The sequence below is a fragment of the Nocardia testacea NBRC 100365 genome, assembly GCF_000308775.1.
Lineage (GTDB): Bacteria > Actinomycetota > Actinomycetes > Mycobacteriales > Mycobacteriaceae > Nocardia > Nocardia testacea.
In genome coordinates this window covers 86,011-108,161 of the sequence record NZ_BAGJ01000272.1, presented here as the reverse complement: position 1 = coordinate 108,161, position 22,151 = coordinate 86,011, and the positions used below count along the sequence as shown (strand labels likewise).

Sequence of the window (22,151 nt, the reverse complement as noted above, 5' to 3'; positions counted from 1 at the left end):
CGGCTGCCCTGGGCGCGCTGGCACTGGATGATCGTGGTCGGGCTCGGCTCGGTGTGGATCATCGATGGCTTCGAGGTAACTGGTACGCGGCGACCTCACCGCCGTCACGCTCACCGCCTGCTGGACCGCCGTGCTGTTCGTGGCCTCCTGCGGCGCGAGCTCCGCGTATCTGACGGTGAGCGAGATCTTCCCGATGGAGACCCGGGCGATGGCCATCGCGTTCTTCTACACCCTGGGCACCGCGGCGGGCGGTATCGCGGGACCGCTGGTTTTCGCGGAACTCACCGGTGACGGCGATGCCGGTCGCACCGCGCTGGCCTTCACCATCGGTGCGGTCATGATGATGGTCGGCGGAATCGTGGAGCTGTTCTTCGGGGTGAGCGCCGAGCAGCGGTCACTGGAAGAGCTCGCCGCTCCGCTGAGTTCACAGCGCACCTGCTGAATCCGGTGCCCGGTAGGTATTTCCGCGCCCGGCGGGGGCCGTGCACACCATCATGTGCGGCCGGCAGGTGGGTGCGTTCGTGGTCTACGACGCCGCGGGCGCACAGTCATCGGCACCACGAAGTGCGGTGATTACCTCGGCCTGCTCCGAGGCCGCTGAGAACTCCGAGCACCCAGTGCGTCGGCGGGCCCGGTGGGGCACTGCCACGGATATAGCGGATTCGCTGCACAGAGGTCTTCGACACTCGCGGCCCGCGTGACGAACGCACTCGCGTCATCGACCCCACGCCCATCGGCCGGTCTCTCGCGCCGAGGCCGCGAAGATCCGGCGGTGGAACGGCTGGGTGTGGGTCTCGACGGCCTCGCGTCACCGCACGTGGCCTCCACCCCTGTGCAGCACGCGGCCCGCGGTCAGCGCGCGCCGGGGCCGGATGGGTCCCGCCCGGTGACGGCGTCGTTTGGCCTGGAGTCGGGCGGGTATCCGCCCGCCGGACAGGAGGTAGCACATGACACGGACGGCACAGCCGCCTACGCGGCAATCAGGGGACGACCGGTCGGTCGGCGAACTCGTCGATGTGGCCACCATCCAGGTGAGCAGGCTGGTGCGTGACGAGATGCGCTTGGCCCGGCTGGAGATGCAGGAGAAGACGAGCGCCGCGGCCAAAGGCGCCGGGCTCGCGGGCGCGGGCGGGCTGCTGATGTTCTACGGCGGCGCGGCCTTGATCGCGGCCGTGGTGGCGGCGCTGGCGCTGGCGCTGCCGGGATGGGCCGCGGCGTTGATCGTCGGCGCCGTACTGCTCGCCGGTGGGGCCCTGCTCACTTGGCTCGGCAAGCGGAGTATCGCGGCGAGCGCGCCGCCGGTGCCCACGGACGCTCTGGCGGGCGCGCGCGCCGATTTCGAGACCGTCACCCATCGGAGGTAGCGATGACCGAGAACGGAGGACGCTCCGTCGACGACGACCGCGAGGCGTTGCGGCGCGACCGCGATCAGGTCCGTGAGGAACTGCGGGAGACGGTGGACGAACTGGCCGGGAAGTTCGACGTGCGGGCGCGGGCGGAGAAAACCGCGCACCACGCCGCCGAGGAGGTGCGGTATCGGGCCGGTGAGGTCGAGCGTACTGTCCGCGATCGCGCCGGTCAGGTGCAGAACCGGGCCCATCATCTCCTCGAACGGGCCGAAGCGGGCACCCCCGAGCCCGTGGCGGCGGGTGGCCGGAAGACGACGGAACTGCTGCGCGGCTATCCGGTGCCCGCGGTGACGGCGGCCCTCGCCGCCGCACTGGTGGCGTGGCTGATCGTACGAGGCAGGAAACCATGAACCTGCTGTACAAGCCGATAGGCACCGTGGCCGGGGTGATCGGCGGGATCGCGGCGAACGCTGTGTTCCGTCAGCTCTGGCGCCGGACCGCCGGACAGGACGAAGCTCCGGCGGCGACCTCTCCCGAGTACGGCTGGCGTGAGGTCCTGTTCGCGGCGGCTCTGCAAGGCGCGGTGTTCGGACTGGTCAAAGCATCGGTCGACCGTGCCGGGGTGGTCGCGTACCACCGGATGACCGGGAAATGGCCGACCTGAGAGGTCTGGAACGGCGGAGGTCGCGCCGCCGCCGGGGACCGAACCCTTCGGTGCGGTCGCACCGGTGCGGAGTCGAGCGGTCCGATGACGGTGCTCGCGATCCGACCGTCAGCGACAGGTCGCTCCGGCGCAGGCGGTCAGGACGGCAAGGCGCCGATCGAGGACGGCGACCAGGTCGGCGTGCGCGGCGCGTCCTTCGGGGGTCTTGATGAGGTTGGTCAGCTGGTACGGGTCCGCGTGCAGGTCGTACAGCTCGTATTCGCGCTGGTCGAGTGGCCGCTCCCGTTCGTACCAGCGCGTGTACAGGTATCTGTCGGTGCGGACGGCGCTCCAGGACGGCATATCGAGTGTGTAGATGAGCGGGGTGTCGGTGCCCGGAATCTGTTCCTGGGCGATGCCGTCGCGTCCCTCGCTGCCCGGACCCCCGTACTCGGCGACGAAATCGGCACGCCACCCCGCGGTATCGCCGGCCAGCACCGGTGTCAGCGAGCGGCCGTCGACCCGCTCGGGGACGGGCAGGCCGGCCCAGTCGAAGATGGTCGGGGCGAGATCTGTGGACAGGGCCATGGCGTCGCTGCGACCGGGGTGGATCCCCGGCCCGGCGATGGCCAGCGGCACCCGCATGGATTCCTCGTAGGGTGCCATCTTCTGGGTCAGCCGGTGCGCGCCGAGGCTGTACCCGTTGTCGGAGGTGAAGATCAGATAGGTGTTGTCGAGTTCGCCGGTTCGATCGAGGATTCCGACGATCCCCGCGACCATCTCGTCGAGTGATTTCAGCGCCCCGAGCCGATTGGTGTAATCGGGATCGTTGGTCACGGTGATGGTGGCCGCACGCGGGGCCGCGGTATCGATCAGCCACGACGGCTTGTCCGAGACGTCCGGCTCCTGATAGTTCGGTGAGCGCGGTGCGGCCGTCGGCCGGGTTTCCGCCAGATGCCGGGGCGCGGGCGGAATCGGGAAATGCGGTGCGGTGGAGGCGGCGTACCAGAAGAACGGCTGTCCCGTGGCGGCGGCGTCGGTGATGAACCGTTCGGATTTGGCGCGTATCACGTCGGTTTCGTAATCCTGGGGCGCTACACCGTATTTCACGAATGTGCCGTTCTCGTTGAGGGTGTAGTTGTAGCCGGAGTACAGGAAATTGTCGACTCCGGCGTACCACTCGTCCCAGCCGGGTGGAATGTGACCGGGGTCGTCCTCCAGCCCGTTGAGGTATTTGCCGGCCATGCCCGTTCGGTAGCCGGCGTTGTCCAGCGCGGTGGCGATGGTATGGGATTCGTTGCCCCGGGCGCGGAAGGTCTCGAAGCCGCCGACCTCGCCGGCATTGGTGAGGACACCGGTGTTGTGGCCGTACTCGCCGGTCAGGATGGAGGCGCGGGCCGCGCAGCAGATCGGCATCGGCGCGAACGCCTCGCCGAACTCCACCCCGCGGTCGCGGATGAGCGCGGCGGTACGTGGCATCGCCTGCCATACCGGTGTGGTCGCCGAATCCAGGTCGTCGGCGAGGATCACGACGACGTTCGGCCGCTGGTCCCCGGACTGCGGGGCGGCGGACACCACCGAAACGCCCCCGGTCGCCGCCATCAGTACCGCGATCACCGCGGACAGCGAGTTACGCACTGACCGAGCAGAACCCATGAGAACTCCTCGTGAGCGTTGGTCGACGGCCGTCCGAGCGGAGTCCGGTGGCCGCAGCCCAACCTAGCCCAGCGAGCCGGCCGGATACGTCAGCGCCACCGACTTCCGGCCTCCGATGTCGTTGCGATCCGTCCGCCGCTTGTGCGCTCACCGGGGATTACGTTGTCGCTGAATTCAATGGGGGCGTGCGTGTTCCGCGGGTGCCGCATCGGCCGGCGCGCCCGCGAACGCGAACGCGGCACACCGCGCGGCATGCCCGGGACCGTGCTCGGGCACGAGGACGGTCCCGGTGATCGTCAGGGGCGGATCGAACGGTATCGCCGCCACCCGGGTGGCGCCGATCTCGGTGATCTGATCGGCGGGCAGCACCGTCCAGCTGTGTGGATCCGAGCCGATCTCGACCACGGTGTCGCGCGCCGCGCCCGCCGGACGTCCCGGCTCGAACCGGATTCCCGTGCCGCGCATCGCGGCCGCGACCGCGTCGTGCAGGTGCCGATCGTGCCGTCGCGAGGGCATTCGCAATGCGGTGCCGATCAGGTCGGACGGGCCGAGGGTGGCGCGGCCGGCGAGTGGGTGCCGGGCGGACACGATCGCCAGGAGTGGTTCGGTCCAGGTCGGGATCGCCTCGATCCCGGGTTCGGCGGGTTCACCACGGGTCAGCACCAGATCCAGTTCGCCGCGGCGCAGGGCATTGAGGCGGGCGGTGAGGGGCAGGTCGACCAGGACCACATCGAACGGTGAACCGTTACCGCGCAACGCGTCGATTCCGTGTTCCAGCCGGGCGGTGAGCCCGGCGGCCGCACCCATGCGGAGGGTACCGGCGGGCGGTTCGGCGGCGAGACGGACGTGTTCGGCGGCCGCGAGCGCTGTCCGTGCGGCGTCGAGTACGCGCGCGCCCGCCGCGGTGAGCCGGACCCGGCGCGAGGAACGATCGAGTAACCGGACCCCCAGTTCCCGCTCCAAACCGGCGATCTGCTGGCTGACCGCGGGCTGGGCGATGTGCAGCCGCTCGGCCGCCCGGCCGAAGTGCAGTTCCTCGGCCACGGTCACGAAATACCGCAACGCTCGCAGTTCCATGCCATCCTCCCGCCGGAATCGCGTCGTCCGCGCGCAACGATAAGCAAAGCTTATCGCTGCGCGTGCGATCCCGGTCTGGCCGCGGACCCCGCCCGGCTGCTGAAGTCGTCGTATGACAATCGAAATGGGGCTCCTCGGCGCGCATCTACGGGAACACGAGGTGAGTCCGGAGGCTGCCCGGGTGGTGGAGGAGGCCGGCTACGGCACCCTGTGGCTGGACGCGTCACCGCCCGCGGACCTGCTGCCGGTTCAGCGACTGCTCGACGCCACCACTCGGCTGCGGGTCGCGACGAGCGTGGTGAACGTGTGGACCGCCGACCCGGTGACGGTCGCCGCCTCCTATCACCGTATCGAAGCGGCGCACCCGGGCAGATTTCTGCTCGGCGTGGGCATCGGCCACCGCGAGGTCGACACCGGCTACACCGCGCCCTACGACACACTCGTGTCCTACCTGGACGTATTGAACAGTACGGGGGTACCCGCCGATCGGATCGTCCTGGCCGCGCTGGGCCCCCGAATGCTGCGACTGGCCCGCGATCGCACCGCGGGCACCGTCCCCTGCCTGGTTCCGCCGGTTCATACACGTGGTGCCCGGGCGATCCTCGGTGCCGGCCGTATGCTGCTACCCGGACATTTCGCGGTGCTGGACGACGATATCGAGCGGGCCCGGGCGACCGCGCGATCCGGGCCGCCGGGACAGGCGCTGCGGGTCGCCAACTACGCCGCCAACCTGCGCCGGCTCGGCTACACCGACCAGGACCTGGCCGGCTCCGGCAGTGACGCGCTGATCGACGCGCTGACCGCGCACGGAGACGCCGCCACCGTCGCGGCGCGCCTCACCGCGCATTTGGAGGCCGGGGCGAACCAGGTGGGCGTGTACCCGCTCGGCGACGACCCGGTCACCGTCCTGCGCGGTGTCGCGGACGCGTTCTTCGCGGCCCACACGCCGTCCCGGTCCGGCGAGTGATCCCCCGATGTGCCCGCTGCGTCGCGGGACGGGGGCCGGGTTCACGACGCGTGATCGCTTCCGTGCGGCCTGGCGGGCACCGGAGTCGAATCCGTGTCGCGGTCCGGTCGCCAGGCCTGGGTCAGCAACATCAGCAGGTGCTGTTTCAGCTGAGACGTTCGCGGATCGTCGGACCGTCGCGGAGCCAGCGCCGCACAGGTCATACGCAGGAACTGCTGCCGGGTGACTCCGAAATTCAGGAAGAGTTCCTCGGCGGTGGCGCCGCCGAACGGAGCCCAGCGGATCGCGAAGACGAGCATCGGCTTCGTCCCCGGAAGCAAGGACTTCGCGGCATCCAGGGCCGCGCACTGCCGTAGTGCGGTCCGGACCCATGTGGTGGCGCCGGAGAAGTCGGGGTGCGGCCGGTCAGGTGCGGGCATGTTCGCCTCCGGAGCGGTCGGCGGCGCGGGGGCCGGGGGTGCCGGTCTCGGTGTCGACCGTGAAGACCGGGAACCTGCCGTCGCGGGGCCGCGGCCGGAAGCGCACCCGCACCGGACCCGCGGCGACCAGCGGAATATTGCCTTCGATCGAGGTGTAGACCCACGGGCCTTCGTCGAGTTCGACCACGGCGACCGTCAGGGGCATGGTCTCCCCGCGCCCGCCGATGACGCCCCGGTCCACCACCCGCCACGACAGAATCGACCCGGCGCCGCTGGATGGGACCCACTCCAGGCTGTCGGCCGCGCACGACGCGCAGTCGACGGTCAGCGGTGCGTACAGCCTGTCGCACCGTGCGCATCTGCGGATCAGCAATGTGTCTTCCAGGAGCGGAGCACCCGCGTCACCGCCGGTGCCGGTGTGTTTCGGAGCAGAGGGGTACATGGAGAGACCTGAACCTTCGCGGAGGGGGTCGACGGATTTCTCCAGCGTGCTCGGCGGGGGGTGGTCTCCATCACGGTCGAATGACCCGGGGTATACCTGTTTGTGACGTGAAGCCCGCCCTCCGGTGCACCCCGGTGGCCGTAGTCGCCGACGCGATCCCCGGGTCGGGACAACGGGTACGGTCGGCTCCGCTTCTAGGATTCGCGGTGGAACAGCGGCCCCGCGACCAGGGCTATCTGGGCGACGGCGTGGTCGATGGTGCCCGCGGGCTGGAAAAGGTGACTCAGCGCGAGGCGTACCACCGCTTCGACCCGGGTGCCGATCTCGGCCTCGCTGAACGCGTCGAGGCGGTACCGGGCGCGCAGGATGGCGGTGAATGCGGCGGTGGCCCGGCCCAGTACGGGTTCGGGTTCGGTCATCAAGGTGGGGAGCAGGGTGGTGTCGGCTCCGGAACGGCCGGCCAGTACGGCCTTGAGCAGGGTGTTGTCGGCCGCGGTGCGCAGGGTGTACTCGGCGGCGGCGGTGATTCCGGCGAGGAGGTCGCCGGATTCGGCGGTGACGGTCTCGGTGACGCCGGCGAGGAAGGAGTCGAGTTCGGCCGCGATCACGACCTCGGCCAGATCCTGTTTGGAGCCGATCTCCTTGTAGAGCACGGGGCGGCTCACGCCGACCTCCTTGGCCACCCGGGACATGTTGACCGCGCCCCACCCCTCGGTGCAGACCAGCTCGCGTGCGGTGGCGATCACCCGCTCCCGCAGTATTCGGCGCATCTCGTTCTGGAAGTTCGGCGCGTCAGCCACGGCAATCACCTTACATTATCTGCGCGTCTGCTCCTCTATTGACAGTTGCAGACCATGTGTATGTAATTAATACACAAATTGAAAAAGTGTAAAAGGTCGGCGCCGGTGGGATGCGCCCCGGCACCGACCACAGCGCCCGTCGCCCAGCGGCGGCCGCACGGAAGTGAGGAGGGCGACGATGACGACGTCCGAGCAGAGGTCGCGCGGCGCGGTCGCGCCGCAGTGGCGTGACCGGAAGCGGTACCTGTGGTTGTTCGGGCTGGTGGCACCCACCTCGCTCGGCCTGGCCGCGGTGCTGGTGTGGGCGTGCCACCGGCTGGGGTGGGAGCCGGCGGCGGCGGTGTGGTGGTGGATCGGCCCGCTGCTGGTCTATGTGCTGCTACCGGTCCTGGACCGGTTCTTCGGGCCGGACGGTCAGAACCCGCCCGAGGAGGTGATGGAGCACCTGGAGCGCGATCGCTACTACCGCTGGTGCGTCTACGCCTTCATCCCGTTCCAGCTGGCGAGCCTCGTGTTCGCCGCCTACCTGTGGACCGCGCCGGACCTGTCCTGGCTGGGCATCGAGGGCGGGCTCGGGCTGTGGTCGAAGATCGGGGTGGCGTTCACCGTAGGGGTCATGGGTGGTGTGGGTATCAACACCGCCCACGAACTCGGCCACAAGAAGGACGATCTCGAACGGTGGCTGTCCAAGATCACGCTGGCGCAGACCGGTTACGGGCATTTCTACATCGAGCACAACCGCGGACATCACGTCCGCGTCGCCACACCGGAAGACCCGGCCAGCGCCCGGTTCGCCGAATCCTTCTGGACCTTCCTGCCGCGCAGCGTCGCGGGCGGTCTGCGGTCGGCGTGGGCGCTGGAGCGCACACGGTTGCGGCGTATGGGCAAAAGCCCGTGGACAGTTCGCAACGATGTGCTCAATGCCTGGGCGATGTCCGTGGTGCTGTGGGGCGCCCTGGTCGCGCTGTTCGGTCCGGGTGTGCTGCCATTCCTGCTGCTGCAGGCCGTGTACGGATTCTCGCTACTGGAAACGGTGAACTACCTCGAGCACTACGGCCTGCTCCGGCAGCGCACCGAATCCGGCCGATACGTCCGGTGCACGCCGGAACACAGCTGGAACTCCGATCACCTCGTCACCAATATCTTCCTTTTCCACCTGCAGCGGCACAGCGACCATCACGCCGCGCCCACCCGGCGCTACCAGACCCTGCGCAGTATGGACGGCGCACCCGAACTGCCCGCCGGTTACGCGAGCATGATCACTCTGGCCTATGTCCCGCCGCTGTGGCGGAAAGTGATGGATCATCGCGTTCTGGCCCACTACCGGGGTGATATCACCCGGGTGAACATCCAGCCGAGCAAGCGGGACCGCGTGCTCGCCCGGTACGGGGTCGCGGGCTGATGGCCGTCTTCCGTTGCCCGGTGTGCGACTACCGCTACGACGAGACCACCGGCGCGCCACGCGAAGGCTTCCCCGCGGGTACTCCGTGGTCGGCGGTTCCCGACGACTGGTGCTGCCCGGACTGCGGCGTGCGGGAAAAGATCGATTTCGAACCGGCCGGCCCGACGAGAGGACAGTGAGATGACCACCGGCTACAAAGTGTTCCAGTGCGTGCAATGCGGTTTCGAATACGACGAAGCGCTCGGCTGGCCCGAGGACGGTATCGCGCCCGGCACCCGGTGGGACGATATTCCCGACGACTGGTCGTGCCCCGACTGCGGCGCGGCGAAAGCCGATTTCTTCATGGTCGAGGTCGACCGCACCTGAGCCGATTCGGGGCCTATCGGCCCGGCTCCGGACGGAGGACCGGCGGGCCGTACCAGTGGCACACCAGCAGGGCCAGCTCGACGTCGAGCCGGTCGGCGCCGATCGACCGGCCCCGGCGCGCGATGGCGCGTCCGACCCGGTATTTGACGGAGTTGGAATGCAGGTTCAGCTCGGCGGCGGCGGCCTTGTAACTGGATCCGGTGCGCAGGAACACCCGCAACGTCTCGCGCAGGCGCGCGTCGTTGTCGGTGTCGCCGGCCAGGTCGCCGAGAACTTCGCGCACCCAGCCGCGGGCCTCGTCCACGACGCTGCCGAGCAGTGCCGCGGTCGTCAGTCCGGGATCGTCGGCGGCGACCACGCTCGGCGGGGGTTGCCCGTATGCCGAGGCGACCGAGCAGGCGCGTTGCGCGCCGCGGTGGGAGCGGCGGAAGCCGTCCACCCCGGCGGCGAGGGTGCCGACCGCGATATCCGGGGCGTCGCGGCGGGTGGACACGTATTTCCGCACCGCGGCCACCAGATCCGCTCGTTCGGACCGGTAGGGGAGCCACGCCCAGACGCTGATCCGGTCGGCGGCGATGACCAGCGGGTTCGCCGCGACGTCGAGGGCGTCGGCCAGTTCCCGGACGAACCGCTGCAGGTTCGGGACCGCGTCGCTGTCGATCTCACCGTCGGGGCACCACAGCACGAGGGCCAGGTGGTACCAGCGCAGCGGATAGCGGATCGCCTCGGTGACCGCGTCGACATCGATGGCCTGACGACTGCCCAGCACCTCCCGCGCGCGTACGGCGCGGATGTTGTTCTGGCTTTCCAGCCATTGTTCGCGCTCGTCGTCGTAGATCTCGAGCACCTGTTCGGTGATGTGGTCGATGTATTCGAAGAGCGTGGGGGTCATGCGTTCGACCACGTTGATCCGTTCGGCGAGCGGAATCTCCATCGTGTGCAGCTCGGCGAACACCATCTCGGTCAGCCGGCGCTGTCCTATCCGATAGGCGCGGGCCAGGGCGTTCGCCGGTACGCCCTGCTGGGCCAGTCGTCTGGCGTAGTCCACGACGGCGGGCGCGGCCTGGATATCGGCGACGGAGAGGTCGTAGCGCAGGGCGTGCAGGACGGTGGCGATATTCGCTTCAACGCTCTCGAAGAGCAGGTCACCGGTGTGCGGATCACGTCGCAGATCGGCGATATCGTCTTCGATGTAGGTGCGGATGGCCGCGCTGATCCGGCTCACCCGTTCGTTCATCCGGGCGGCTGTCGCCGCGATGACGCGGTCTGCGTAGGTGGTGTCGTGACGTGCGGTCGTCACATCGTCAACCGTACCTCCGGTCCGTCTCCCCACCCGAGGTGTCCATCCGCTTGTTCTCCGGGGACAAAGACCGGCCCGGACTTCATCGGCGCACGACGGCGACCCGGCGACCAGGTATTCCTACCGTGGACGCACGACACCTGGACCACTGCCCCGAGGATCGTGAATGAACCTTGCAGTACTCCCGGACTGCCGTGCGGTCATCGCTCCCGGTGCCGCGGCAGTCACCGATGACAACATCGAACTGGACAACGCCGCATTCGTGGATGCCGTGCGGCGGGCCACTACTTCACTGCGCGCCGCCGGTGTATCGACCGGCGACGTGCTCGCGGTCGTACTACCCGACACCGCCGCCTTCGTCGTCACGCTCTTCGCCGCGTGGCGCGTCGGTGCCGCTGTCGTCCCCCTCGACCCGGCGCTACCCGCCGACGAAGCCGGCCGCCGCATGGACCGGGCGAACACCCGGGTGCTGGTCGCCGCGCCCGAATTCGCCCGTGCCCATCCGGGCCGAGCCGTTGTCGCCGCCGACAGGCTCACCGCGGCCGAACCCGACACTGCCGAACCGGCGCGGGTCGGCGACGACGCACCGGCACTGCTGCTCCATGTCGAGCGAGGCGGTGCCGATGCCGAGATCGCGGTCCTCGACCATATGAACCTCAACGCGCTGTGCCGTTTGGCCATCGAGATCTTCGCGTTCACCGGCGCCGACCATAGTCTGACGATCCAGCCGCTGTGCCATGTCGACGGCATCGCCCTGGGAGTTCTGGCGCCGCTGCTGGCCGGTGGTTGCACCACCATCGCCGGCCCGTTCGATCCCGCGACCTTCTTCGACCGGATCGAGGCCGCCCGCGCCACCTGTTTCGCGGCGAACCCGCCCGTGTTCCGGCAACTGTCCGAGCTGTCCGCGGGGAATCGGTCGCGCGGTTCGTCGGTGCGAATCGCCATCTGCAGTCGTGCGCACACCGGCCCGGAACTGCGGACCGCCTTCGAGCACCGCTACGGCATACCGATCATGCATGATCATGGGCTGGCCGACTTCCCGCCCCGGACCCGGCCGATCCGCCCACCGAATCCAGGGAACCGCCCGCCCGCGCGGTATTCGTGCCGCGCCCGGTGAACCGGGCGATTGCCTGACCGTCTCCGCTCGCTTGTCACCAGAGGGCAGGTTCGCCCACTGCTACTCGCGCCGCCTCCGGTGAAGCCGCCCGAGGCGCGCGAAGGGCCCGGCCATGTTGCGCCGCCACCACGGGTCCAACCGGCTCGGATCCGGCCACTCGACCGCTTCCTCGTGATCATCGGGCACCGTCCGCCGAGGTCCGAACTCGTCCACCACGGTTGCCACCTCCGTCCGTCCGGTCGCGATACCCGTGCCGACCACCCGAAACGCGGCGGCGGAGCCGAACACGCGCCCGCGATCTCCCCGCCCGGTGGTGCGAGTTCGCCTACGGTGGGCATCGCGCTCAGGGATGCGATGCGGCCGAGTTCGAGGGTGCGCACCGGTCCGGCGGCCGGGCGACTCGGATCGCGGATGCCGTGTGTCGATCAGCCGAGTGAGCCCCCGCCCATTTCTCCGGCTTTTCCTTGCTGTTTCCCCGCCGCGGTCCCGGGTAGACGTCACGGACTACGGCGCCGACCATGAGGAGCGCGAGTGTTCATCCACAACAAGGATCTGCAGTTCGAGGTGCGGGTGGAGCGCCCGGACCCGCGGTTCGCCACCCTGCTGCAGGAGCAGTTCGGCGGTGCCAACGGTGAGCTCAAAGCCGCGATGCAGTATTTCAGCCAGGCTTTCGTACTGCGTCGCAAACATCCGAAGATGTACGACCTGTTCATGGATATCGCGACCGAGGAGTTCAGCCACCTCGAGATCGTCGGCAATATGATCACGATGCTCCTGGACGGCCTCAACGACGACCTCAAGCAGGCCAACGAGCATTGCGACTGGATGCCGGTGGTCGCCTCGGCCGACGGGAAAGAACACGCGATCCACCAGGTGGCGACGGATCCGCTGTTCCTGGCGCTGCGCGGTGGCGGTCCCGATGTCGGCAACTCCGCCGGAGTGCCCTGGACCGGGGCCTATGTCAACTCCAACGGTGAGCCGTCGGTGGATCTGCGCAGCAATCTCGCGGCGGAATCGCGCGCCAAGATCGTCTACGAATACCTGAAGCAGTTCACCGACGACCCCGGCGTCCAGGACACTCTCTCGTTCCTGATGTCCCGGGAGGTGGCGCACTTCCAGCAGTTCACCGCCGCCCTCAACGAACTGCCGGTCAATTTCCCGCCCGGCGCGCTGCCCGGTGACGACCGTTTCCAGAACATGGCGTTCAACATGTCCAACGGCGACGGAAGCGCCCGCGGACCGTGGAACGAAGGGCAGGGACCGTGGCCGGCGGGCGTGGAGTGGGAATACGTCGCCGATCCGGTGCGTGACTGGCTGGGCACCGGGCACCGGGAGAACCAGGGCCCGGCGACCAACCCCGAGGGCAGTCCCGCGGTAGCGGGCAGCAAACCGTTCACCCACGAACAACACGGGCCCGCCTGAACCGACTCCGGCGGGGCCAGGGAGCAGATGATGGACGCATTGACTTTTCTGCGTGCCGACCACGAAAGCGTGCTCGGCATGATCGAATCACTCGAACGCGGCCGCGGCACCAGCGAAACCGAGGTGCGCAACCGCGAACAACTGGCCACCAGTCTGGTGATCGCCGCCTCGCAGCACGAAGCGGTCGAGGAACAGTTCTTCTGGCCGGCGGTCCGCAAAACACTGCCCGAGGGCGACGAACTCGCCGATCACGGCCTCGACCAGGAAGAAGCGGGTAAACAACTGCTCCAGCAGATCGAGGACTCCGAAGCCGGGAGCCCGGAATTCGAGCAGGCGCTGACCGATTTCCTCGTCGCGATGCGCGAGCACATCGACTACGAGCAGAATCAGGTGTGGCCGCGGTTCGCCGCGATCGAGCCACCCGAGGATATGGCCGATCTCGGTGAGCGGATGGCGGCGGCCAAGAAGAACGCACCGACCCGCCCCCACCCGAACACCCCGTCCGGCCCCGGAGCCCAGAAGATCGCCGGGCAGGCGGCGGCCGCCACGGACAAACTCCGCGATATGGCGACCGGGCGGAAAGCGCACGAACCGGCCGACCCGCCCACTCCGTGAAGTCCCGTCGGCCGCCGGCTTCCGCGGGCGGCCGACGGGCTGGTTCGCTGCTACCGCGAGGTGGTCCTTTCCGGCGACGCGCTGGTCATGCTGGATCCGTATACCGGCGGGAGAGGGCCGCAGATCGTGGCGGGCGCGGCCACCGCCGACAGTCCCATGGCCTTGGCCGTGCTGGCCGATACGGGAGCGCGGTCGGTGCTCCCGGGCCACGGCGAGCCCTGGACCGAGGGTGTGGCGACCGCGGTGGAGCTCGCGGTGCGGGCCGGGCCACACTGAGCACCGCGGTGCGGCCCCCTGTGCCGCCGGCGTTGTTGCCGTCCGGTGACCGCGTCGGCGACCCCGCTGCCGATGGTCGCGGCGCCGGAGGCCGGGCTTTTCGTGATCACGGTTTAGTAACAGGTGCGGCGGGTAGCACGGCCGATGTCGGCGCTCCGACGCAGTACCGGAGCGGAGCAGCGCAATGGTGAGGAGCCGTGATGGCGAACGGATATCAGGAGCCGGACTTCGAATCGGAAGTGTTACCGCTGTCGGGGACGCGATTACAGTGGCGCGGCACCGACCGCTGTTTCCGGGTGACGCAGCCGCAGCCGGGCGGGGAGATCGTGACCGAGGCCGGAGCGGATGAACTGCTGTGGCGGCCGTGGTCGGGGCGTGCGGATATGGCCGTCGGTGTGTCCGGGCCGATCAGTGCCCATGCGCCGGGTCGGTGGTGGGTGGTGTGGGGTGAGTACGTGGGCGACCGGGTGACGGTCACACTCGCCGACGGCACGACACCCCCGGTGCGGATCGTGGGCGGGTTGTGGGTCAGCGAGTGGAGCGGGCCCGAACAGGCCGCCGTGGTCGGCACGGCGACGCGGCGTACCGATGTGCGATTCGCTCCGCCGTCGTTCCTGCCCCCGCCGTTGACCACCCTGGGCGACGGCGCGAGCGGCTGCTGGGTGCACGTGGAGACCCCGGCCGTCTTCCGGCCGCGCCGCACCGTCGCCCCCGCCTAGACTGCTCCGGCCGAGCCTGTTCTGCCGAAACCGTTCCCGGAAACGGTGTTTCGTGCGCTCGTGCAGTGGTCGCCGGCCGCTGCCCGTTTCGCCGCGGCCGTCGCGGGTAGCCCGGGTTTCGATGACCGGTGCCCCGGGCGCCGGGTGTGAGGAGACGGTTCGCGCGTGTCGGGAATGCGCCGCGCCGGCCGCGGCCCCGGGTACGTATTCACCCTGTGGGCCGGTATCGCGGTGGTCAGCGGCGTGGCGGCGATGGCCGGTTACGGTCTGCTCGGTGGTGCGTCGGCCACCGTGCTGGCCGCGATCACCGCATTGGCCGCCGGTGCGATCCTGGCGATGATCGCCGATACCATGATCCCGGAAGCGTTCGAACACGCTCATATCTGGATCGGGTTGATCACCGTGGCCGGGTTCCTGACGGCCTTCGGCCTGTCCCAGCTCGGCACCTGAGGACACTGCTCCACCACGATCACTTCGTGGTGTCGCGCGGCGCCGACCGGGGCACCGGCACGTCCTCGGCGAAATCGACCACGATTTCCCGCCGGGAGAACAACCAGGCGCCCCCGGTACGGAGGAAGGTGTCCTGATATCGGAGGGCGAAGCGATGGTCCCGGTGGCCGTCCCCGCGCGGGTAGATGTGGTGTGCCGTGCAATAGGTCTCACCGTGTGCGTCGTGGTCGGTGGCGGTATCGAGCACCTGCTGTTCGACGACGTGCCGAGTGGCCACCAGGTGCGATACCGATTCCACCACCGCCCGGGCCACCGGTGCCCGGCCGCGCAACTCGCGCGGCGCGTCCGTCCGCTTCATCTCGGCCGGCAACACCAGCACCATCTCCGGCGCGAACAGTGCCATCAGCGCGGGGGGATCCCGGCGGTCGACGGCCTGCGCGTAGCGCGCCGCGAGCGTGATCACGGCAAGACGGTCGGTAGGTTCCATACCTGCCATCTCAGCGCGCGTCACTGCTGAATCGGAGGCTCCTCTCGGTGGGTGGGACTCCGGCACACTCATCGGCGGTACGCAGCGCTAACCTCCGGGCCACGCCGCGAGACATCGACCGGCGCCCGCCGACGCCGCCAGGGAGATTCGATGAGCCACGATCCGAAAGCTCGTCCGAGGGTGGGCGATTCCCCGGATGGCACGGTATTGACCTCGGCGCCGGGGGATACGCCCGTCGACCGCGCGACCGCCGCGGCGCGGCGGGTGGTCGACGCGTTACTGCGTACCGACCGCGCGAACGCGAACCTCGATCGGGTGGCCGAAGAACTCGACAGTATCGCCGACCATCTCGAGCAACACGCCCCGGCGGTCGCCGAACGGCTGGTCGATATGTGGCACGGCGAGGGGGTCACCCGCCACGACCCGGTCACCGGCCCGGAGAACGCTCTCGCGCCGCCGCTCGTGCTCACCGGCCGCGCGGAGGGAACGGTGGACGGGGTGGTCACCTTGACCATCCCCTACCAGGGCCCGCCGGGACATGTGCACGGGGGAGTGGCCGCGCAACTGCTCGATCACACTCTCGGAGTGGCCAATACGTGGGCCGGATGCAACGGGCCCACCGCCCAGCTCAATGTGCGGTATCACCGGCCGACCCCCTTGTTCGTGCCACTCACGGTGAGCGGCCGGATGGTTTCGCGGGAGGGCGTGAAGATCAACTCGGTCGGCGAGATCCGCACCGCCGACGGGACGCTCTGCGTCTCCGTGGAAGGCCTGTTCATCGACAAGACGGTCGCCCGGCCGCGCTAGTGCCGGGCGGTCCGGACCGGATACCGGAACCGACCGGTCCCGACCCGTGACCGTCGATCACGGGATGCGCGCCGGCAGACCGGTCACGGTGCGCGTCGCGCGTGCTCACCGAGATCGCCGGTGTGATCGATGCAGAACAGGCGCCGGGTGAACCGCCAGCCCCCGGCATCGCGGGCGAACTCGTCGAAGTAGCGGCCGGTGAGGATGGGTTGCAGCGGTAGCTCACCGGCCGCCTGTACGACGGTCACATACGACAGCGCGGTCGCCTCGGTGTTGGTGTCCGCGACCCGGACCCGGACGTTCGTGGTGAGGTGTTTCGTCCGCGGCGACCCCGGGTCGCCGTGCATCTTGATGAATCGGCGGTTGGCCTCCAGGACGGCCCGCGCGTCCGCGACGATCGGCTCGCCGATAGGGACGCCCGCGCCGTCGCACCTGCCGTACGCCGCGTCCGCGAACAGCTCCGCCACCTCGTCGAGCGCGCCCCGGTCGATCAGATGTGAATAGGCGAAGATCAGGTCTCTGATCGCCTCGATCGCGGCCAGGCGGGTGATCGTGTGCTCGAGGTCCATGCGGAGAAGATCTCACGGATCACCGCGAGCGCGCGGCACCTTTCCACTGGCCGAGACCGTACCGACGATCCTGGCGCCGCGATGGTTAGCGTCGGACGGAGATGCCGGCGAGTGGTCGTCCGGACGCGGCGGCATTCGATACGAGGACAGGAGCCGAGTTGGAACGCGCGACCATAGCGGAGATGCTGCTCGATCGTCTCGGCGACACCCACCCGGGCGTGCGCACCCGGGAACAGGACTGGACCTGGGACGAGACGGTACGTGAGAGCGCGGCCCGCGGCGCCCTGGCCACCTCACTGCGTGTCGACGGTCCGTTCCATATCGGAGTGCTGCTCGAGAACACCCCCGAGTTCTTGTTCTGGCTCGGCGGCGCGGCACTGACCGGGGCGGTGATCGCCGGTATCAACCCGACCCGGCGCGGCGCCGAACTCGAGGCCGAGATCCGCCTTGTCGACTGCCAATTGATCGTCACCGATTCGGCGGGCATGGCGCTGATCGGTGAGCTCGACCTCGGGCTGAGCGAGGACCGTTTCGTCCTCGTCGACGCACCCTCCTACCTCGACCGGGTGGCCGCGCACCGGGTCGAGCAGCCTGTCGCGGCCCCGGTGGTGGACGAATCGGCGCTGTTTTTGCTGTTGTTCACCTCCGGCACCACCGGTACGTCTAAGGCGGTGCGGTGCAGCCAGGGCCGGTTGGCGCGACTCGCGTACGCGAACACGGAGAAATACGGCCATGTGCGGTCCGACGTCGACTACTGCTGTATGCCGCTGTTCCACGGCAACGCGCTCATGGCGCTGTGGGCGCCCGCCCTGGCCAACGGCGCGACCGTCTGCCTGGCACCGAAATTCTCCGCCTCCGGATTCCTGCCGGATGTGCGGTTCTTCGGCGCCACCTTCTTCACCTACGTGGGCAAGGCGCTGAGCTACCTGATGGCCACCCCGGAGCGGCCCGACGATATCGACAACACTCTCGTCCGCGGGTTCGGTACGGAGGCCTCCCCGGAGGACAGGGTGGAGTTCGCGCGCCGATTCGGGGCCGAGCTGCTGGAGGGCTACGGTTCGTCCGAAGGCGCCGGATCGGTGAAGCCCGACCCGGACACACCGGCGGGCGCGCTGGGCCGGCCGGCCCACGACGACATCGCCGTCGTGCATCCGGAGACCCTGGCCGAATGCGCCCGGGCGGAACTCGACCGGCACGGCCGGGTCCTCAATCCGGACCAGGCCATCGGCGAGATGGTCGACAAGGGCGGCGCGAAACGCTTCGAGGGCTACTACAAGAACGAGTCCGCGGTGGCCGAGCGGATTCGGCACGGCTGGTACTGGACCGGCGATCTCGGCTATATCGACGACGCCGGGTTCCTCTACTTCGCCGGTCGGCGGGGCGACTGGATCCGCGTGGACGGGGAGAACATCTCGGCATTGCTGATCGAGCGGATTCTGCGGCGGCACCCGGAAATCATCGCGACCGGTGTGTACGCGGTGCCCGACCCGCGTTCGGGGGACCAGGTGATGGCCGCGATCGAGGTCGCCGACGTCTCCGGCTTCGACCCCGCCGAGTTCGCGGCGTTCCTGGCCGATCAGGACGATCTCGGCACCAAGTCGGCGCCCCGGTTCGTCCGTGTATCGGCGAGGTTGCCGGTCACCGGGTCGAACAAGGTGCTCAAGCGGGAACTACAGGCGCGGTTGTGGCGCGGGGACGAACCGGTGTTCCATCGGGTGGGCCGCGGGGCACCGGAGTATGTGCGGCTGACCGCAGCGGACGAGCAGGCGCTCGAACGCGAATTCCACACCCACGGCCGCGCGAGATTCCTACCGGAGCCGGGAGTCGCCGGTCGATGACGCGCTTCCCGGAAAGCCCTCGGCGCGGTGCGCGCGCCGGTGTATGCGAAGGAGGCAGGGGATGAAGCTCGGCGGTGGAACATTCGGTGGTCGTCGCGGACACCGGCAGTGTGTACCCCTACTCGCCGTCGGGCAGGTCCCCGTTGCCGGACGACTGCGATATCCCGGACCCACTGGAACTGCTGTCGTTCGTCGCCGGTGCGACCACGACACTCGGCCTGTCCACCGGTGTTCTGGTGCTCCCCAACCACAATCCGGTGGTGCTGGCCAAACGGCTGGCGACACTCGATCGGCTCTCCGGTGGGCGGCTGCGCGTCTGCCTCGGACTGGGCTGGATGCGAGAGGAGGTCGAGGCGTGCGGTGGACGGTTCGATCGTCGCGGCAGAATCGCCGACGAGGCCATCGCGGTGATGCGAGCGCTGTGGTCCGGGCGTGACGGTGTGGATTTCGCTGGCGAGTACTTCTCGTTCACCGGTGCGCACAGCTGGCCCAAACCGGCGCGGCACTACGGTGTTCCGCTCTACATCGGCGGCCACAGTGCCGCGGCCGCGCGGCGGGCCGGCCGGCTGGGCGACGGGTTCCAGCCGCTGGGGCTCGCCGGCGAAGAACTCGATGCCGCGATCGGCGTGATGCGTGCCGCCGCCACCGCGGCCGGCCGTGATCCCGCGGCTGTCTCGCTGGTACTCGGAGCCACGCTGCGCCGCGTGGACGAGGCGGAGCTCGACCGGGCACGCGGACTGGGCGCCGATCGGATCGTGCTGTCTGCCTCACGGCGCGCCACATCCATGGATCTGGTGATCGAGGAGATGGCGCAGTGCTCGAAGCGTCTGGGCCGCTGAATAGTTCGAGGTCGGCGCCACGACTGAGGTAACGCGCGGTCCGGTGTGCCGCCCGCGGCGGGCGAGGCCCGGTGGCACTGTCCGTTTACTGCGGATAGCTTCGTTCCATGCAGGACCACCTCGACGACCTCCGCTTCGCCCATGTGCTCGTGGACACCGCCGACGCGGCGAGTACGGCCCGCTTCAAGGCCGTCGACCTCGACATCGAGACCACGCCGGATATGTCCCGGTGGAGCGATGCCCAGGTCGAGGTGGAGAAACTCGTGCGTGGTCAGCTCCAGCGGGCCCGCCCCCGCGACGCGGTCCTCGGTGCCGGGCAGGGCCTGGACGGCACCGGTCCCCGCTGCTGGGTGGTCGATGCGATCGACGGTCTCGAGAACTATGCGCGCGGTGTCCCGGTGTGGGCGACCCAGATCTCCTTGCTGGAGGTCTCGGGGGGCGACTACCGGCCCGTCGTCGGCGTCGTCTCCGCGCCCGCGCTGGGCCGCCGCTGGTGGGCTGTACGGGACCACGGCGCCTTCACCGGACGCAGTCTCTCCTCGGCATCGCGCCTGCGGGTGTCCCGGGTGCCGAAACTGGCGGACGCGTCCTTCGCGTATTCCACCCTCACCGGCTGGGAGGAGCAGGGCCGGCTCGACAGCTTGCTGCGGCTGGCCCGTACGGTCTGGCGCACGCGCGCCTACGGCGACTTCTGGCCCTACATGATGGTCGCCGAGGGGGTGGTGGACATCTGCGCCGACCCGGCACTCTCCCCGGGCGATATGGCCGCCGGCGCTGTCATAGTCACCGAGGCCGGTGGGGCCTTCACCGGCCTCGACGGTAGCCCGAGCCCGCTGGGCGGGAGCGCGGCCGCGTCGAACGGTTTGCTGCACGAAGAGTTGCTGGAGTATTTGAACGAGCGTTGAAGACGGCCCGTGGATCGCCGGTCACCACGGCGGCGCCGGTTTCAGTGCGGTGCGGTGTCCTCGAGCCGGCACAGCGACCAGGGGAGCGTGTCGATCGGCACCCCGCCACCGATCCGGCCGGCGCCGCGGGTCTTGGATCCCGGGGGGAGCCCGGGATCGGTGGCGAGAATGACCCGGCCTTCGTCGTTGACGAGCACAAGGGGGGACACCGAGGTGCGGAAACGGGGCAGCAGGATCTCCTGCATGGCGCCGACCGGTACATCGGCGCCCGCGATGCCGAGGAACTGCCCCCCGGCGGTGACCGGAACCGCGAAAGTGCACACGTATTGGTCGGTGCACGCGAAATCGATATAGGGCCCGTGCACCCAGCGGTGCCGCTCGTCCCGTGGGACCACGTACCAGTCCATCTGGGTGTAGTCGTAGAAGTACTCGCTCTGCGGGTTCAGCTCGGGGTCCAGCCGGTGTGGTCGGTGTTCGGGATGCATCTGCCACCACTCCAGGAACCGGGGCCGATCGGCGAGTACGCCGTCGGCGATGACCACGCCCGCCCCGTCGAACAAGTCACCGACCTGCTCCAGCTCATCGACGATGGGCTCGCGTAGCGCGGCCAGATCGGTGGACCGCGGGGCCGCTCGCCGTCTCCCGGTGGCCTCCTCCCACACGCCGGTCAGCGCGGCCCCGATCGTCGCCAGGGACGAATAGATCTGCTCGGCCAGCTCTGCCACCACGGAAGCGAGCGATTCGACGGTCGGCGGTCTCGGATTGTCCGTCATCGATCACTGAGCTCCATACGTAGTGCGACGAGCCGACGGATGCGGGATTCACTATGCGATTCTGCCAGCTGCCGGGCCTCGGCATCATCCTCGCGTTCGATGGCGCGTACCAGATCGGCGTGGACGGCGGCCTCGGCTTCCGGATCCAGCTCCAGTCGTGGCAGCCACACCAGTGCGGAGAGCTCGGCCTGGAGGTCGACCTGGGCCCGGGTCAGTCTGGTGGATTGCGCGCATACGGCCATCTCGATGTGGAAGCGGCTGTCGGCCCGCCGGGCCGCGACCGGTTCGGTGCTGGTCCGCAACCGGTCGGTCAGGGTGTGCAGCCGGGCCACATCGGCCCGGCCGCCGCGGCGGGCGGCGAACACCGCGGCCGCGCCGGCGATGGCGAACTGCGCGTCGCCGAGGTCGCGTAATTCCGCGAGACTCATCTGCTGCAATCGCGCCGCCGCGGTGTGTTCCAGGGCCTCCGCGGACGCGCAGATGAAACTTCCGCCCCCGCGTCCGCGCTTGGTGCGGACGATGCCCTGCTGCCGGAGTACGGCCAAGGCCTCACGCAGCGTCATCGTCGAGACACCCAGCTGGTCGGCGAGGGTCAACTCGCTCGGCAGCTGTTGGCCGTCCACCATCACCCCGAGGCTGATCGCCGCGGACAGCCGCTGGACCACGGCCTCGGTTTTCGGTCCACTGCCCTCGAGTGGCGAGAGAACAGCGCTGAGCGCGGTCAGGCCCGCGCGTTCCTGCTGGGACAACGCGACTCCTCCGGTGCGCGGTATGTCCCTCGATTCTAGGACCGGGAACTTGAAATATGAACTATGGAGTCAAGGGAGTCGCCATCCGGCCTTCGGGGACAGCCCGGCGCTCCGGATCGCCTAGCACTTGAACTATGGTTTCATAGGTATTAGATTGGCCGACG

General features: G+C 69.1%; 26 protein-coding genes and 2 pseudogenes. 18 read left to right on the top strand and 10 right to left on the bottom strand.

All coding sequences use genetic code 11. The features are described 5' to 3' along the window. Positions 1 to 136 precede the first annotated feature (136 nt). The 4 genes and pseudogenes from ON38_RS31940 to ON38_RS31925 form a co-directional block, all read left to right on the top strand. A pseudogene (locus ON38_RS31940) lies at positions 137 to 442 on the top strand (MFS transporter); the annotation flags it as partial. 505 nt (positions 443 to 947) lie between these two features. Further along, positions 948 to 1,364: a phage holin family protein gene (locus ON38_RS31935; protein ID WP_039828914.1), complete on the top strand. Its 417-nt coding sequence runs from the start codon at positions 948 to 950 to the stop codon at positions 1,362 to 1,364. A 2-nt stretch (positions 1,365 to 1,366) separates the two neighbouring features. Next, on the top strand, positions 1,367 to 1,759 hold the full coding sequence (locus ON38_RS31930; RefSeq protein ID WP_039828913.1) for a DUF3618 domain-containing protein: 393 nt from the start codon (positions 1,367 to 1,369) through the stop codon (positions 1,757 to 1,759). Continuing rightward, the gene (locus ON38_RS31925; protein ID WP_039828912.1) at positions 1,756 to 2,013 is read left to right on the top strand and encodes a DUF4235 domain-containing protein; all 258 of its coding nucleotides are present in this window, start codon (positions 1,756 to 1,758) and stop codon (positions 2,011 to 2,013) included. The genes ON38_RS31930 and ON38_RS31925 overlap by 4 nt, the downstream gene beginning before the upstream one ends. 108 nt (positions 2,014 to 2,121) lie before the next feature. Here ON38_RS31925 and ON38_RS31920 read toward each other — a convergent pair whose 3' ends face one another. Continuing rightward, positions 2,122 to 3,648 carry a sulfatase family protein gene (locus ON38_RS31920; protein WP_039828910.1) on the bottom strand — a complete coding sequence of 509 codons (1,527 nt, stop codon included), beginning with the start codon at positions 3,646 to 3,648 and terminating at the stop codon, positions 2,122 to 2,124. 174 nt (positions 3,649 to 3,822) lie between these two features. Then, complete coding sequence (locus ON38_RS31915; RefSeq protein WP_051165545.1) at positions 3,823 to 4,725, bottom strand: LysR family transcriptional regulator; 903 nt, start codon at positions 4,723 to 4,725, stop codon at positions 3,823 to 3,825. Positions 4,726 to 4,837: 112 nt separating this feature from the next. On the opposite strand from ON38_RS31915, the gene ON38_RS31910 reads away from it, so the two are divergent. Continuing rightward, a complete protein-coding gene (locus ON38_RS31910; protein WP_039828909.1) occupies positions 4,838 to 5,692 on the top strand; it encodes a TIGR03620 family F420-dependent LLM class oxidoreductase in 855 nt (284 codons plus the stop codon). Between the two features lie 41 nt (positions 5,693 to 5,733). Here the strand turns inward: ON38_RS31910 and ON38_RS31905 are convergent, their stop codons facing one another. The 3 genes from ON38_RS31905 to ON38_RS31895 all read right to left on the bottom strand — a co-directional run bounded on the left by ON38_RS31905 (position 5,734) and on the right by ON38_RS31895 (position 7,353). Continuing rightward, positions 5,734 to 6,111 carry a hypothetical protein gene (locus ON38_RS31905; protein WP_051165544.1) on the bottom strand — a complete coding sequence of 126 codons (378 nt, stop codon included), beginning with the start codon at positions 6,109 to 6,111 and terminating at the stop codon, positions 5,734 to 5,736. Continuing rightward, positions 6,098 to 6,553, bottom strand: coding sequence for a Zn-ribbon domain-containing OB-fold protein (locus ON38_RS31900; protein WP_083873266.1), 456 nt, complete (start codon positions 6,551 to 6,553; stop codon positions 6,098 to 6,100). Before ON38_RS31900 ends, ON38_RS31905 begins: the two co-directional genes overlap by 14 nt. Before the next feature lie 194 nt (positions 6,554 to 6,747). Further along, the gene (locus ON38_RS31895; RefSeq protein ID WP_245564470.1) at positions 6,748 to 7,353 is read right to left on the bottom strand and encodes a TetR/AcrR family transcriptional regulator; all 606 of its coding nucleotides are present in this window, start codon (positions 7,351 to 7,353) and stop codon (positions 6,748 to 6,750) included. Positions 7,354 to 7,531: 178 nt separating this feature from the next. Between ON38_RS31895 and ON38_RS31890 the strand changes: the two genes are divergently transcribed. Genes ON38_RS31890 through ON38_RS31880 form a run of 3 tightly spaced genes read left to right on the top strand, consistent with a single transcriptional unit; the run spans position 7,532 to position 9,121 of the window. Further along, entirely contained in the window at positions 7,532 to 8,755 is a 1,224-nt protein-coding gene (locus ON38_RS31890; protein ID WP_039828907.1) for an alkane 1-monooxygenase, read from the top strand. Further along, positions 8,755 to 8,934 (top strand): rubredoxin, encoded by a 180-nt coding sequence (locus ON38_RS31885; protein ID WP_039828906.1) that lies wholly within the window; start codon positions 8,755 to 8,757, stop codon positions 8,932 to 8,934. The genes ON38_RS31890 and ON38_RS31885 overlap by 1 nt, the downstream gene beginning before the upstream one ends. Position 8,935: 1 nt before the next feature. After that, complete coding sequence (locus ON38_RS31880) at positions 8,936 to 9,121, top strand: rubredoxin (protein WP_039828905.1); 186 nt, start codon at positions 8,936 to 8,938, stop codon at positions 9,119 to 9,121. Positions 9,122 to 9,134: 13 nt separating this feature from the next. On the opposite strand, the gene ON38_RS31875 is transcribed toward ON38_RS31880, so the two are convergent. Continuing rightward, complete coding sequence (locus tag ON38_RS31875; RefSeq protein ID WP_051165543.1) at positions 9,135 to 10,421, bottom strand: PucR family transcriptional regulator; 1,287 nt, start codon at positions 10,419 to 10,421, stop codon at positions 9,135 to 9,137. Positions 10,422 to 10,587: 166 nt separating this feature from the next. Here ON38_RS31875 and ON38_RS31870 point away from each other — a divergent pair, with 166 nt between their 5' ends. From ON38_RS31870 to ON38_RS31840, 6 genes are all read left to right on the top strand, one after another. Beyond that, positions 10,588 to 11,538: an AMP-binding protein gene (locus tag ON38_RS31870; protein ID WP_051165542.1), complete on the top strand. Its 951-nt coding sequence runs from the start codon at positions 10,588 to 10,590 to the stop codon at positions 11,536 to 11,538. A 531-nt stretch (positions 11,539 to 12,069) separates the two neighbouring features. After that, the gene (locus tag ON38_RS31860) at positions 12,070 to 12,960 is read left to right on the top strand and encodes a manganese catalase family protein (protein ID WP_039828902.1); all 891 of its coding nucleotides are present in this window, start codon (positions 12,070 to 12,072) and stop codon (positions 12,958 to 12,960) included. A gap of 27 nt (positions 12,961 to 12,987) precedes the next feature. Continuing rightward, on the top strand, positions 12,988 to 13,575 hold the full coding sequence (locus tag ON38_RS31855; RefSeq protein WP_306306710.1) for a hemerythrin domain-containing protein: 588 nt from the start codon (positions 12,988 to 12,990) through the stop codon (positions 13,573 to 13,575). A 60-nt stretch (positions 13,576 to 13,635) separates the two neighbouring features. After that, entirely contained in the window at positions 13,636 to 13,851 is a 216-nt protein-coding gene (locus ON38_RS31850) for a hypothetical protein (protein WP_039828900.1), read from the top strand. Positions 13,852 to 14,051: 200 nt separating this feature from the next. Next, the gene (locus ON38_RS31845; protein ID WP_039828898.1) at positions 14,052 to 14,570 is read left to right on the top strand and encodes a hypothetical protein; all 519 of its coding nucleotides are present in this window, start codon (positions 14,052 to 14,054) and stop codon (positions 14,568 to 14,570) included. Between the two features lie 165 nt (positions 14,571 to 14,735). Further along, positions 14,736 to 15,020: a ZIP family metal transporter gene (locus ON38_RS31840; protein ID WP_218000877.1), complete on the top strand. Its 285-nt coding sequence runs from the start codon at positions 14,736 to 14,738 to the stop codon at positions 15,018 to 15,020. A 19-nt stretch (positions 15,021 to 15,039) separates the two neighbouring features. Here ON38_RS31840 and ON38_RS31835 read toward each other — a convergent pair whose 3' ends face one another. Continuing rightward, positions 15,040 to 15,507: a nuclear transport factor 2 family protein gene (locus ON38_RS31835; protein WP_039828897.1), complete on the bottom strand. Its 468-nt coding sequence runs from the start codon at positions 15,505 to 15,507 to the stop codon at positions 15,040 to 15,042. 150 nt (positions 15,508 to 15,657) lie between these two features. Between ON38_RS31835 and ON38_RS31830 the strand changes: the two genes are divergently transcribed. Beyond that, positions 15,658 to 16,314, top strand: coding sequence for a PaaI family thioesterase (locus tag ON38_RS31830; RefSeq protein WP_039828896.1), 657 nt, complete (start codon positions 15,658 to 15,660; stop codon positions 16,312 to 16,314). Positions 16,315 to 16,397: 83 nt separating this feature from the next. Here ON38_RS31830 and ON38_RS31825 read toward each other — a convergent pair whose 3' ends face one another. Further along, positions 16,398 to 16,883, bottom strand: a complete 486-nt coding sequence (locus tag ON38_RS31825; protein ID WP_039828894.1) for a nuclear transport factor 2 family protein — start codon at positions 16,881 to 16,883, stop codon at positions 16,398 to 16,400. Positions 16,884 to 16,984: 101 nt separating this feature from the next. Between ON38_RS31825 and casI the strand changes: the two genes are divergently transcribed. From casI to ON38_RS31810, 3 genes and pseudogenes are all read left to right on the top strand, one after another. After that, the gene (gene casI, locus ON38_RS31820; RefSeq protein WP_051165541.1) at positions 16,985 to 18,721 is read left to right on the top strand and encodes a steroid-22-oyl-CoA synthetase; all 1,737 of its coding nucleotides are present in this window, start codon (positions 16,985 to 16,987) and stop codon (positions 18,719 to 18,721) included. Positions 18,722 to 18,789: 68 nt separating this feature from the next. Continuing rightward, positions 18,790 to 19,560 (top strand): annotated as a pseudogene (locus ON38_RS31815) (LLM class F420-dependent oxidoreductase); the annotation flags it as partial. Positions 19,561 to 19,667: 107 nt separating this feature from the next. After that, positions 19,668 to 20,465, top strand: a complete 798-nt coding sequence (locus ON38_RS31810; protein ID WP_039828891.1) for an inositol monophosphatase family protein — start codon at positions 19,668 to 19,670, stop codon at positions 20,463 to 20,465. A gap of 41 nt (positions 20,466 to 20,506) precedes the next feature. On the opposite strand, the gene ON38_RS31805 is transcribed toward ON38_RS31810, so the two are convergent. Together ON38_RS31805 and ON38_RS31800 are read right to left on the bottom strand one after the other, a co-directional pair. After that, positions 20,507 to 21,238 carry a cache domain-containing protein gene (locus tag ON38_RS31805; protein ID WP_051165540.1) on the bottom strand — a complete coding sequence of 244 codons (732 nt, stop codon included), beginning with the start codon at positions 21,236 to 21,238 and terminating at the stop codon, positions 20,507 to 20,509. Beyond that, the gene (locus tag ON38_RS31800) at positions 21,235 to 21,987 is read right to left on the bottom strand and encodes a FadR/GntR family transcriptional regulator (RefSeq protein WP_218000876.1); all 753 of its coding nucleotides are present in this window, start codon (positions 21,985 to 21,987) and stop codon (positions 21,235 to 21,237) included. The genes ON38_RS31805 and ON38_RS31800 overlap by 4 nt, the downstream gene beginning before the upstream one ends. Positions 21,988 to 22,151: the final 164 nt, after the last annotated feature.

Bases quoted from the DNA above. Each gene is read 5' to 3' on its own strand.
- ON38_RS31935 (WP_039828914.1), top strand. From the start codon at position 948: ATGACACGGACGGCACAGCCGCCTACGCGGCAATCAGGGGACGACCGG.
- ON38_RS31930 (WP_039828913.1), top strand. From the start codon at position 1,367: ATGACCGAGAACGGAGGACGCTCCGTCGACGACGACCGCGAGGCGTTG.
- ON38_RS31925 (WP_039828912.1), top strand. From the start codon at position 1,756: ATGAACCTGCTGTACAAGCCGATAGGCACCGTGGCCGGGGTGATCGGC.
- ON38_RS31920 (WP_039828910.1), bottom strand. From the start codon at position 3,648: ATGGGTTCTGCTCGGTCAGTGCGTAACTCGCTGTCCGCGGTGATCGCG.
- ON38_RS31915 (WP_051165545.1), bottom strand. From the start codon at position 4,725: ATGGAACTGCGAGCGTTGCGGTATTTCGTGACCGTGGCCGAGGAACTG.
- ON38_RS31910 (WP_039828909.1), top strand. From the start codon at position 4,838: ATGACAATCGAAATGGGGCTCCTCGGCGCGCATCTACGGGAACACGAG.
- ON38_RS31905 (WP_051165544.1), bottom strand. From the start codon at position 6,111: ATGCCCGCACCTGACCGGCCGCACCCCGACTTCTCCGGCGCCACCACA.
- ON38_RS31900 (WP_083873266.1), bottom strand. From the start codon at position 6,553: ATGTACCCCTCTGCTCCGAAACACACCGGCACCGGCGGTGACGCGGGT.
- ON38_RS31890 (WP_039828907.1), top strand. From the start codon at position 7,532: ATGACGACGTCCGAGCAGAGGTCGCGCGGCGCGGTCGCGCCGCAGTGG.
- ON38_RS31885 (WP_039828906.1), top strand. From the start codon at position 8,755: ATGGCCGTCTTCCGTTGCCCGGTGTGCGACTACCGCTACGACGAGACC.
- ON38_RS31880 (WP_039828905.1), top strand. From the start codon at position 8,936: ATGACCACCGGCTACAAAGTGTTCCAGTGCGTGCAATGCGGTTTCGAA.
- ON38_RS31870 (WP_051165542.1), top strand. From the start codon at position 10,588: ATGAACCTTGCAGTACTCCCGGACTGCCGTGCGGTCATCGCTCCCGGT.
- ON38_RS31855 (WP_306306710.1), top strand. From the start codon at position 12,988: ATGATGGACGCATTGACTTTTCTGCGTGCCGACCACGAAAGCGTGCTC.
- ON38_RS31845 (WP_039828898.1), top strand. From the start codon at position 14,052: ATGGCGAACGGATATCAGGAGCCGGACTTCGAATCGGAAGTGTTACCG.
- ON38_RS31835 (WP_039828897.1), bottom strand. From the start codon at position 15,507: ATGGAACCTACCGACCGTCTTGCCGTGATCACGCTCGCGGCGCGCTAC.
- ON38_RS31830 (WP_039828896.1), top strand. From the start codon at position 15,658: ATGAGCCACGATCCGAAAGCTCGTCCGAGGGTGGGCGATTCCCCGGAT.
- ON38_RS31825 (WP_039828894.1), bottom strand. From the start codon at position 16,883: ATGGACCTCGAGCACACGATCACCCGCCTGGCCGCGATCGAGGCGATC.
- casI (WP_051165541.1), top strand. From the start codon at position 16,985: ATGCCGGCGAGTGGTCGTCCGGACGCGGCGGCATTCGATACGAGGACA.
- ON38_RS31810 (WP_039828891.1), top strand. From the start codon at position 19,668: ATGCAGGACCACCTCGACGACCTCCGCTTCGCCCATGTGCTCGTGGAC.
- ON38_RS31805 (WP_051165540.1), bottom strand. From the start codon at position 21,238: ATGACGGACAATCCGAGACCGCCGACCGTCGAATCGCTCGCTTCCGTG.